This window comes from Psychromonas sp., from assembly GCF_047632955.1.
Classification (GTDB): Bacteria; Pseudomonadota; Gammaproteobacteria; order Enterobacterales; family Psychromonadaceae; genus Psychromonas.
The window spans coordinates 34,491-44,320 of sequence record NZ_JBLIED010000029.1; the positions used below are offsets into that span (position 1 = coordinate 34,491).

The following is a 9,830-nucleotide window of genomic DNA, read 5'->3' on the forward strand; positions in this document are numbered from 1 at the left end:
TATTAATATGTCACTTTATGCTTTTTTAGGCACATTAGAAATAGGCCTTATCTATGGCTTAGTTGCTATCGGGGTCTATCTTACTTTTCGGATTTTAGACTTTCCAGACCTTACCGTTGATGGCAGCTTCACCCTTGGTGCTGCTGTTACGGCAACCTTAATCGTTGCCGGCCAAAACCCGTATTTAGCAACCTTGCTCGGGACGCTCGCGGCGGCCTGTGCGGGTTTGGTTACCGCATGGTTAAATCTGCGCTTTAATATTCTCCATTTGCTAGCCAGTATTCTGACCATGACAGCTCTGTATACCATCAATTTGCGGGTGATGGGTAAACCTAATGTTGCCTTAATCATGGAACCCACTGTCCTTTCTCCTTTTGAGGGCTTAGGTTTGCCGGACATGTATATGAAGGTTATCTTTGTGGGCGTCTGCGCTGTTGTTGGCGGATTATTGGTCGCCTGGTTCCTGCATACCGAATATGGTTTGGCGACGCGTGCAGTCGGTTCTAATAAACGCATGGCGCAAGCTAACGGGATCGTTGTCACTGAAAAAGTTTATGTTGGTTTAGCGCTTTCTAACGGTTTGGTCGGACTTGCCGGCGCGCTGTTTGCACAAACCAATGGTTTTGCCGATTCAACCATGGGAATCGGGACTATAGTGGTTGGCTTAGCGGCTGTTATTATCGGTGAATCTCTGTTGTCGAGTCGTTCGATGCTGGTGATTGTAATGAGTTGTATTGTGGGGTCTGTTTTATATCGTTTTGCCGTATCAATGGCTTTAAATGCCGATTTTCTGGGTTTCCAAGCATCAGATTTAAACTTGATTACCGCGGTACTGGTGGCTCTTGCATTAGTATTTCCTAAATTACGTAATGAATGGAAAGCGAAACGCGCCATCAAGGAGCAAATATGATCCGCTGTGAAAACTTACACGTGACCTTTAATCACGGGTTGCCGACAGAAAAGCTGGCTTTATGCGGGATTGAACTGACCATCCCCTCGGGTGAATTTGTTACCGTGATTGGCTCTAATGGCGCGGGTAAATCTACCTTACTCAATACCATCGCCGGTGATATCAAATCAACTCAAGGTAAAATTTACTTTGGCGAGCGGGATGTCACCAAGTTGCCTGCCACCGGCCGTACTAAGGATATTGCCCGAGTCTTTCAGGATCCTCTAGCGGGAACCTGTGGCAATCTAACCGTTGAAGAGAATATGTCACTTGCCTATGGTCGCGGAAAGCGCGGCACGCTGGCGTTTGCCCTAAACAATAAATTACGCAAGGTGTTTCGCGAGCAGTTAAGTCGACTAAATCTGGGCTTGGAAGATCGTCTGGACAGTGAAATGGGGCTTTTGTCGGGCGGGCAACGCCAATCGGTAAGCTTACTGATGTCGGCACTGCAGCCAAGTAGTATTTTGTTATTGGATGAACATACCGCTGCGCTAGATCCAAAAACAGCGGCATTAATTATGGATATCTCATCACAAATTATTAAAGAAAAAAAATTAACCGTGATGATGGTGACCCATTCCATGCGCCAGGCGTTAGACCATGGCTCACGCACCATTATGCTTCATGAAGGTAAGATTATTTTTGATTTAGAGGGTGCTGAGCGGGCTAAATATCAAGTTAAAGATCTGCTTGATCTATTTGCTAAAGCACGCACCGATGGTGAAGAGTTAGACGACGATAAGTTGTTGTTAGGCGCATAATCATTTTTAATTAAATTTACACGCAATAAGTATTGCTTAATGGGGCGATCCTCCGTAAAATCCGCCGTTCACTGTATCGCTGAATTAGTGATTGGCGGTACTAATTTAAATCGGTTATATACATAACCATAAAATATCGGAGTATGTTATGTCACTAAGTGCAGAACAGAAAGCTGAGATTGTAGCTAAATTTGGTCGTTCAGAAGGCGATACTGGTTCTTCAGAAGTACAAGTTGCTTTATACACAGTACAAATCAACCACCTTCAAGGCCACTTTAAAGAGCACATCCATGATCACCACAGCCGTCGTGGTCTATTGCGCATGGTAAGTCAACGTCGTAAATTACTTGACTACTTAAAGCGTAAAGATGTTGCTGCTTACACAGCATTAATCGCTGAATTAGGTCTACGTCGTTAATTTCGACTTAAACATAATTTAAAAAAAAGAGCCCTATGGCTCTTTTTTTGTATCTGTCATAATTTATATTAGTCATAAAGTTGATAGCACATTTTCTGTTATAACAATCAGCTAAATAACTAAATATCTAAACAATTTCACCTTTTTAAAGTCACCGTTACTCTTTTTCAAAAGCCCACAGACCCTAATATGATCAAATCAAAGACCCTGCTGCTTATTGATTTCTATTTTTGTTTTTCCTGCCATGCTTTCGCTTTATTAATCAATGGAGTAATGGTTGATCCCTGCACTAAAATTGAGAAGAATACCGCAGAGTAGGTCATCACTAGAATGATTTCGCGCACATCTATCTGTTTACTCGGAATAATCATAACACCGGCGGGGATCGCCATCGCCATTGCTAAGGCCAATCCTCCACGCAAACCTCCCCAGGTTAATACCGCCACTGAGTAGGGGTTATATTCACGAAATCGGTTGAAAGCCAAATAAGATAATTGAACGCTCAGGTAGCGGGCTATTAATGTTAATGGAATAGCAATCACCATTAAAATCCAATCTTCCTGATGGAAGCTGTATCCCAACATGCTTAAACCTATCAGTAGAAAAAGAATGCCGTTTAAAAACTCATCAATCAGTTCCCAAAAATGATCGAGCAGTTTTATACTCTCTTTGGAAAAACCATTAATACGCGTCCAGTTGCCAATGATGATGCCAGAGACAACCATCGCAAGCGGACCCGAAACGCCGATAATAGCAGCAAAAACATAACCTGCGCTGGGGATACCGATAGTGAGTAATAATTCCATGGAATGATCATCGGTTGCGCTGATTAAATAATGGAACATTAAACCTAATAAAAGCCCGTATATAATCCCGCCAATGGCTTCATGTAAAAATAACTCGGTAATGCTTAAAGCGGTCGGTTGGGTACCTGAAAATGCGATGCTGTAAAGCGTCACAAAAATAACTAAGCCGAAACCATCATTGAATAATGACTCGCCTTCGATTTGGGTCGAAATACGTTTGGGAGCATCAAGCTTTTTAACAATTGCGAGTACTGCAATAGGGTCGGTGGGGGAGATGAGAGCACCAAATAACAGGCAGTAAACAAGGTTGAATTGAAAGTCTAAATATTGACAGATATAAAACAGCACATAACCGATAAAAAAGGTCGAAAATAAAGTCGCCCCTAATGCGAGTACCGCGATTTCCCATTTTTGATCTTTGATATTCCCAAGCTTAATGCCTAAGCCGCCTGCAAATAATAAAAAACCCAAAATCCCATTGAGCAAAAAACTGTGAAAATCAATTTTAGCAAGTTGATCCGAGGCAATCTCCTGCAATGGAGAAAAGCCATTTTTACCGGCAATAAGAATAAGTAAAGATAAGATTAAGGAGCCTGCGGTAATTGCAATGGTGCTTTGCATATTACCTATTTTACTGTTTAAGAATGTAATTAACATCGCCGCTGCGGCTAGAAAACATAGAGTTGCATAAACGGTCATTTAAGGCTCTCGTATATTAGTAAATAAATGTTTTGAATATAAGGTTAAATACAGATTAGCGCAATGATTCTATGTGACTTTATTGTTAATTGAACGTGATTTTTTTGTTATATTTTCAGCGCTTGATATTCGGCGACTAGAGATCGCCAAAAATAATGCTTTGACGGCATTCAACCCAGAGCGGGTGTGGTGCCATTACTTTAGTAAACATGGGGCTTTGAACGTATTTGGTCAGCCAAGCTCTGAGTAAAGGGTAAGGCGATTGTTGATACCATTGTCTTTCTACCTTGGAAAACTGGCGAATGAAGGGCAGTAACGCGATATCAACCAGACTTTCCTTCTCTGACATTAAAAATTGATGTTTGTTTAATTGCAGCTCTAATTCCTGAATATAAACTTCACAAGCTTGCCGGCACTCCGTAAGGTTGCTCTCCCGGTACCGTTTTGCGCATTTGTAGTTATTTAACGCGGCTTTAAACTGAACATCAAAACGCCGAATTAATATCAACATATCTGGCAGTGTTTGCGGCTGTTGTTGGTGGAGTAAATCATGAGGATCCTGTGCCGATAAGATTTTTAGCATAATATCCAAGCTTTCTTCAAGCACTTCCTCGGCTGATATCACTAACATAGGCACCGTGCCTTTGCTTGATAATTCAAGCATTTCCGGTGGTTTGTTGGACAATTTAATCGCGCGTAATAATACTGGTTGGGTGGAACTGAAAATTGCCATACGCGCACGCATCGCATAGGGGCAATGGCGCAGGGAATAAAGAATAGGCAGAGTATTATGTGCTTCAGTCATTTGTTCATCTATTAATGCGAGAAATTTAATTGTGTAGGCAGTCACTGTTCTTAACGCAAAAGAGTATATACCCAAACTACATGAATCTATATTTTCAAGTAGTTTGGGTAGGACGCTCTCTTTTAGCAAAAAATAAAATATAATCTTCCCGGTGATTTTAAATTTTATGGACCGGGTAGGTATGCGCTAAATACAAATGTTAGATGTTTTAAAAATGTTTTAAAATTTTTTTAAAAACCAGACTAAAAATGTTTTAAAAATGAGAGGTTGACGTATACTGTCCCCGCGATAAAAAGCACAAGAATATAAATTTATTAAAGGAAAAAAAATGACTCCTATTGTTAAAAGTTTTCAGTATGGCGAACATACTGTCACGCTAGAAACGGGCGTAATGGCTCGTCAAGCAACTGCCGCTGTAATGTGTAGTATGGACGATACCTGTGTATTCGTTTCTGTTGTTGGTAAAAATGCAGATGATCAAGAGCGTGATTTCTTCCCTCTTACTGTTAACTACCAAGAAAAAACATACGCAGCTGGTAAAATTCCAGGTGGTTTCTTCAAACGTGAAGGCCGTCCATCTGAAGAAGAAACGTTAATTTGTCGTCTTATTGACCGTCCAATTCGTCCTCTTTTCCCTGCTGGCTTTAAAAACGAAGTACAAGTGATTGCAACTGTTGTTTCAATCAACCCAGAAGTTAACCCAGATATCGTTGCTATGATTGCAACATCTGCGGCACTTTCTATCTCTGGTATGCCTTTTAACGGTCCTATCGGTTGTGCTCGTGTTGGTTATGCAGACGGTCAATACCTTCTTAACCCGACTAAAACTGAATTAGAAACAAGTGATCTTAACCTTGTTGTATCTGGTACAGACAACGCAGTATTAATGGTTGAATCTGAAGCTGCTATCTTAAGCGAAGACGTCATGTTAGGCGCGGTTGTATTTGGTCACGATCAGCAACAAATTGTTATTGAAGCGATCAAAGAATTCGCAAGCGACGTTGCTCGTCCAGCATGGAACTGGGCTGCTCCAGCTCGTAACGAAGCATTAGATGCTGCAATTGCTACTGAAGCGCAAGCGCGTTTTGAACAAGCTTACCAAATCAGCGATAAAGGTGTTCGTTACGATGCAATCAAAGCGATCACTTCTGAAGTTAAAGCTAAGTTATTAGCGGCTGACGAAACATTAGCAGCTAAGCAAGTAGGCGAATACCTACACGATTTAGAAAAAACAGTCGTACGTACGCGCATCATTAAAGGTGAGCCGCGTATCGATGGACGTGATCCTGAAAGCATTCGTGCCTTAGATGTCCGTACCGGTGTCTTACCGCGTACTCACGGTAGTGCATTGTTTACCCGTGGTGAAACTCAGGCGTTAGTGACTGCTACGCTTGGCACACAACGTGATGCGCAAATCATCGACAGCCTGATGGGCGAGAAGAAAGATTACTTCTTATTACATTATAACTTCCCTCCATACTGTGTAGGCGAAACCGGTTTTGTTGGTTCACCTAAGCGTCGTGAGATTGGTCATGGCCGTCTTGCTAAACGTGGTGTTTTAGCCGTTATGCCAACACTTGAAGAATTCCCGTACACAGTTCGTGTTGTATCAGAAATTACTGAATCTAACGGTTCATCTTCAATGGCTTCTGTTTGTGGTGCATCGCTTGCACTAATGGACGCAGGTGTTCCTCTTAAAGCTTCTGTTGCGGGAATCGCGATGGGTCTTGTTAAAGAAGGCGAAGAGTTCGTTGTTCTTTCTGATATTCTAGGTGATGAAGATCATCTTGGTGATATGGACTTTAAAGTTGCCGGTACTACTGAAGGTATTACTGCATTACAGATGGATATCAAAATTGAAGGTATCACTCGTGAAATCATGCAGATTGCTTTAAATCAGGCAAAAGCTGCACGTTTACACATTTTAACCGTAATGGATAAAGCACTTCCACAAGGTCGTGCCGATATTTCTCAATTTGCTCCACGTATTCATACTATCAAAATCAACACAGATAAAATCCGTGATGTTATTGGTAAAGGCGGCGCTGTTATCCGTGCTCTATGTGAAGAAACGGGTACTACGATTGAAATCGAAGATGACGGTACTGTTAAAATTGCAGCGACTTCTGGTGAACAAGCAGAAGATGCAATTAACCGCATTAAAGCACTGACTGCTGAAGTTGAAGTAGGTACTATCTACTCAGGTAAAGTGGTACGTTTAGCCGATTTCGGTGCGTTTGTTAACATCCTTCCGGGTAAAGATGGTCTGGTACATATTTCGCAAATTTGTGAAGAGCGTGTACAGAAAGTATCTGATCACCTTAAAGAAGGTCAGGAAGTGAAAGTTAAAGTATTAGAAGTTGATCGCCAGGGCCGTGTGCGCTTAAGCATCAAAGAAGCTGCTGAAAAAACAACGGCTGAATAATACCTTGATGGGTAATAAATAAAGTAATGACTGCGGTCATTCACTCAAAAAAAGGAAGCTGCGGCTTCCTTTTTTTATAACAGTCTATTTATCAAATGAATAACTTAAACCACAAAGTAAAAAATTATTCTATTCCTGTAGAAAACCTTCGAAGCCTAACTGAAAACTTTTTTTATATAACAATTTGAATGCTATAAAGACAAACATATAAAGGTACTCACCTTTTTTATTGGCAATGATTGAAGATTCAGGTAATTTGGGTATAACAATTAACGACACTTTCTTATCTTTCGTGTTCAGGTAATTTAGGGTTAACAATAAAATACACTTTCTTATCTTTTTTATCTTTCCTATTGAGGTTTTATGCATATTCATATTCTTGGCATCTGCGGTACATTTATGGGAGGCCTTGCAATTCTCGCCAAATCTTTGGGCTATAAAGTCACCGGATCAGATAATAACGTTTATCCGCCGATGAGCACCCAATTAGAAGAGCAGGGCATAGAATTAATTCAAGGTTTTGATCCAAGCCAATTAGATTCAAATCCTGATCTTGTGGTCATTGGTAATGCGATGAGTCGCGGAAATCCCTGCGTAGAAGCCGTGCTTGATAAGCAAATTCCTTATACTTCAGGCCCGCAGTGGCTATTAGAGCATGTTCTAAAAGACCGCTGGGTATTAGCTGTTGCCGGAACTCACGGTAAAACGTCCACCGCCAGTATGTTGGCTTGGATTTTAGAATACGCACATATGCAGCCTGGTTTTTTAATTGGCGGCGTACCTGAAAACTTTGGTCTGTCGGCAAGGTTAGGTGAAACCCCGTTTTTTGTGATCGAGGCCGATGAGTACGACAGTGCTTTTTTTGATAAACGTTCCAAATTTGTGCATTACCACCCCAGAACGCTGGTTTTAAATAACTTAGAGTTTGACCATGCGGATATTTTTGAAGATCTGAATGCCATTAAAAAACAATTTCATCATCTGCTGCGTACCGTTCCCGGCAGCGGACGTATTTTTATACCTGATCAAGATCCTGCCTTGATGGATGTTGAGCGCATGGGCTGCTGGAGTGAGGTTGAATACCTTGGTAAAAACTGGTCCTGCAAAAAAATAAAAGAAGATGCATCACTTTTTGAAGTCTATCTGGATCAGCAAAAGCAGGGGCAGGTGGATTGGTCATTGATTGGCGATCATAATGCTAATAATGCACTTGCTGCAATAGCGGCTGCCCGCCACGTTGGTGTTACCCCGGCGGTCGCCATTGAAGCACTGGCTGAATTTAAAAATATCAAACGGCGAATGGAAGTTAAAGGCAAAGTTAACAGTATCACTGTTTATGATGATTTTGCGCATCATCCCACTGCAATTAAAACAACCTTAGCGGGGTTACGTGCAAAAGTAGGCAATGAAAAAATTATTGCTGTGCTGGAGCCGCGTTCAAATACCATGAAATTAGGTGTCCATAAAGAGACCTTAGTGGATGCATTGTCGGCAGCCGACAGCGTCTATTTTTTTGCAAGTGATGATATCAGTTGGTCCATTCAAGAATTGTTTGATGCACAGGGAAAAGAGGTCAATATATCCCATGATATTGATGAGTTGTGTAGTAAGTTAGTCTCAATAGCAGAGCCTAATGATCATGTACTGATCATGAGTAATGGTGGTTTTGGCAATATTCACCAAAAATTATTGGAACAACTCGCCCTAAAAAAGAAGGTTTAATAATGTCTAAGAAAAATTTGTTTAAAGATAGAATTACCTTAGCAGTAACAGGCGCATCGGGTAGCGGTTACTTCTTAAGGTTATTACAGGCATTGGTTGATACCGATACACAAATATATTTATTACTGTCCGATGCGGCTAAAATTGTCTTAAAAACAGAAGAAAATGAAGATTGGCCTGCAGATATCACGGAGCTTAATATTTTTTTACAGGATAAATACCAGAGTAAACAACAGCAAATAGTGGTGCTGGCTGCAAAAGATTGGTTTTCACCCGTCGCCTCCGGCTCATCAGCGCCGAGTAAAATGATTGTTTGTCCCTGCAGTTGTGGAACATTGGCCTCTATTGCCCATGGTCTATCTAATAATTTAATCGAACGTTCCGCCGATGTTATTTTAAAAGAACGCGGAGAATTGATCATCATGCCAAGAGAAACACCTTTTTCCACTATTCATTTACGAAACATGCTGACATTGTCTGAACTGGGTGTAACAGTCATGCCATTAGCGCCAGGTTTTTACCATCAGCCCAAAACTATTTCTGATTTACAGGAATTTATGGTCGCGAGAGTATTAGATCATTTGAAAATAGCGCATAACATTGGTAAACGCTGGTGTGAATGACAATGTAATATCAAATAAAAGTAGTTTTTGTTGGTTTTGTGAGCGCAAATATAAAGGTTTTGATTAGTTGCCGTTTTTGCTTATAAAACCCTTGCCAAGGTTCACAAAATCTCTATAATGCGCATCCACGGAAACGGGAAATACGCAAGTCAGTCCGGTTGCTCAGAACGAAAGAGGTTGAGTTTTTAATGACGTATCACGTTGATTGAAAAAATTAAAAACAACCATTGACATCGTTTGCAGGTGGCGTAATATACGCACCTCGCCGAAAGGCACGCTCTTTAACAATTTAATCAAACAATCTGTGTGGACACTTATTGTTGATGTGATTTCAAAAAAATCAAAGTCCTTTTGTTATTTATATAGCACAAGGCAGTAACTTTTCACTTCGTGAATAGATTACTCATCAATAAAAGTGACACACGAATAAATTTATTTATTCAGAATAATAAGTTATTCATTGTTTTTATACTTAGGTATTAAAATGAAGAGTAATTAGTTTTAGTCAGTTATATTGAGTCGTAGCGCAAGCTACAAATTAAACTTTAAATTGAAGAGTTTGATCATGGCTCAGATTGAACGCTGGCGGCAGGCTTAACACATGCAAGTCGAACGGTAACAG

The 9,830-nt window shown here is 40.7% G+C and carries 8 protein-coding genes and 1 rRNA gene; 7 read left to right on the plus strand and 2 right to left on the minus strand.

From position 1 onward, the window contains the following. Window positions 1–7: 7 nt before the first annotated feature. The 3 genes from ACJAZP_RS14875 to rpsO all read left to right on the plus strand — a co-directional run bounded on the left by ACJAZP_RS14875 (window position 8) and on the right by rpsO (window position 2,128). Window positions 8–910, plus strand: coding sequence for an ABC transporter permease (locus tag ACJAZP_RS14875; RefSeq protein WP_415231530.1), 903 nt, complete (start codon window positions 8–10; stop codon window positions 908–910). Continuing rightward, the gene (locus ACJAZP_RS14880; protein ID WP_415231531.1) at window positions 907–1,710 is read left to right on the plus strand and encodes an ABC transporter ATP-binding protein; all 804 of its coding nucleotides are present in this window, start codon (window positions 907–909) and stop codon (window positions 1,708–1,710) included. The genes ACJAZP_RS14875 and ACJAZP_RS14880 overlap by 4 nt, the downstream gene beginning before the upstream one ends. 148 nt (window positions 1,711–1,858) lie before the next feature. Continuing rightward, the gene (gene rpsO / locus ACJAZP_RS14885) at window positions 1,859–2,128 is read left to right on the plus strand and encodes a 30S ribosomal protein S15 (RefSeq protein ID WP_025563525.1); all 270 of its coding nucleotides are present in this window, start codon (window positions 1,859–1,861) and stop codon (window positions 2,126–2,128) included. Between the two features lie 224 nt (window positions 2,129–2,352). Here rpsO and ACJAZP_RS14890 read toward each other — a convergent pair whose 3' ends face one another. Beyond that, a complete protein-coding gene (locus tag ACJAZP_RS14890; RefSeq protein ID WP_415231532.1) occupies window positions 2,353–3,633 on the minus strand; it encodes a cation:proton antiporter in 1,281 nt (426 codons plus the stop codon). 136 nt (window positions 3,634–3,769) lie between these two features. Continuing rightward, entirely contained in the window at window positions 3,770–4,438 is a 669-nt protein-coding gene (locus tag ACJAZP_RS14895; RefSeq protein ID WP_415231533.1) for a glutathione S-transferase, read from the minus strand. A gap of 328 nt (window positions 4,439–4,766) precedes the next feature. Here ACJAZP_RS14895 and pnp point away from each other — a divergent pair, with 328 nt between their 5' ends. From pnp to ACJAZP_RS14915, 4 genes are all read left to right on the plus strand, one after another. Next, entirely contained in the window at window positions 4,767–6,863 is a 2,097-nt protein-coding gene (gene pnp / locus ACJAZP_RS14900) for a polyribonucleotide nucleotidyltransferase (RefSeq protein ID WP_415231534.1), read from the plus strand. A gap of 363 nt (window positions 6,864–7,226) precedes the next feature. Further along, window positions 7,227–8,585, plus strand: coding sequence for a UDP-N-acetylmuramate:L-alanyl-gamma-D-glutamyl-meso-diaminopimelate ligase (gene mpl / locus ACJAZP_RS14905; protein ID WP_415231535.1), 1,359 nt, complete (start codon window positions 7,227–7,229; stop codon window positions 8,583–8,585). 2 nt (window positions 8,586–8,587) lie between these two features. Continuing rightward, the gene (locus ACJAZP_RS14910; protein WP_415231536.1) at window positions 8,588–9,208 is read left to right on the plus strand and encodes a flavin prenyltransferase UbiX; all 621 of its coding nucleotides are present in this window, start codon (window positions 8,588–8,590) and stop codon (window positions 9,206–9,208) included. 547 nt (window positions 9,209–9,755) lie between these two features. Further along, window positions 9,756–9,830, plus strand: a 16S ribosomal RNA gene (locus tag ACJAZP_RS14915); the annotation flags it as partial.

Excerpts from the sequence above, each read along its gene's own strand:
- mpl (WP_415231535.1), top strand. The coding sequence starts at position 7,227 with ATGCATATTCATATTCTTGGCATCTGCGGTACATTTATGGGAGGCCTT.
- rpsO (WP_025563525.1), top strand. The coding sequence starts at position 1,859 with ATGTCACTAAGTGCAGAACAGAAAGCTGAGATTGTAGCTAAATTTGGT.
- ACJAZP_RS14910 (WP_415231536.1), top strand. The coding sequence starts at position 8,588 with ATGTCTAAGAAAAATTTGTTTAAAGATAGAATTACCTTAGCAGTAACA.
- ACJAZP_RS14895 (WP_415231533.1), bottom strand. The coding sequence starts at position 4,438 with ATGACTGAAGCACATAATACTCTGCCTATTCTTTATTCCCTGCGCCAT.
- pnp (WP_415231534.1), top strand. The coding sequence starts at position 4,767 with ATGACTCCTATTGTTAAAAGTTTTCAGTATGGCGAACATACTGTCACG.
- ACJAZP_RS14890 (WP_415231532.1), bottom strand. The coding sequence starts at position 3,633 with ATGACCGTTTATGCAACTCTATGTTTTCTAGCCGCAGCGGCGATGTTA.
- ACJAZP_RS14880 (WP_415231531.1), top strand. The coding sequence starts at position 907 with ATGATCCGCTGTGAAAACTTACACGTGACCTTTAATCACGGGTTGCCG.
- ACJAZP_RS14875 (WP_415231530.1), top strand. The coding sequence starts at position 8 with ATGTCACTTTATGCTTTTTTAGGCACATTAGAAATAGGCCTTATCTAT.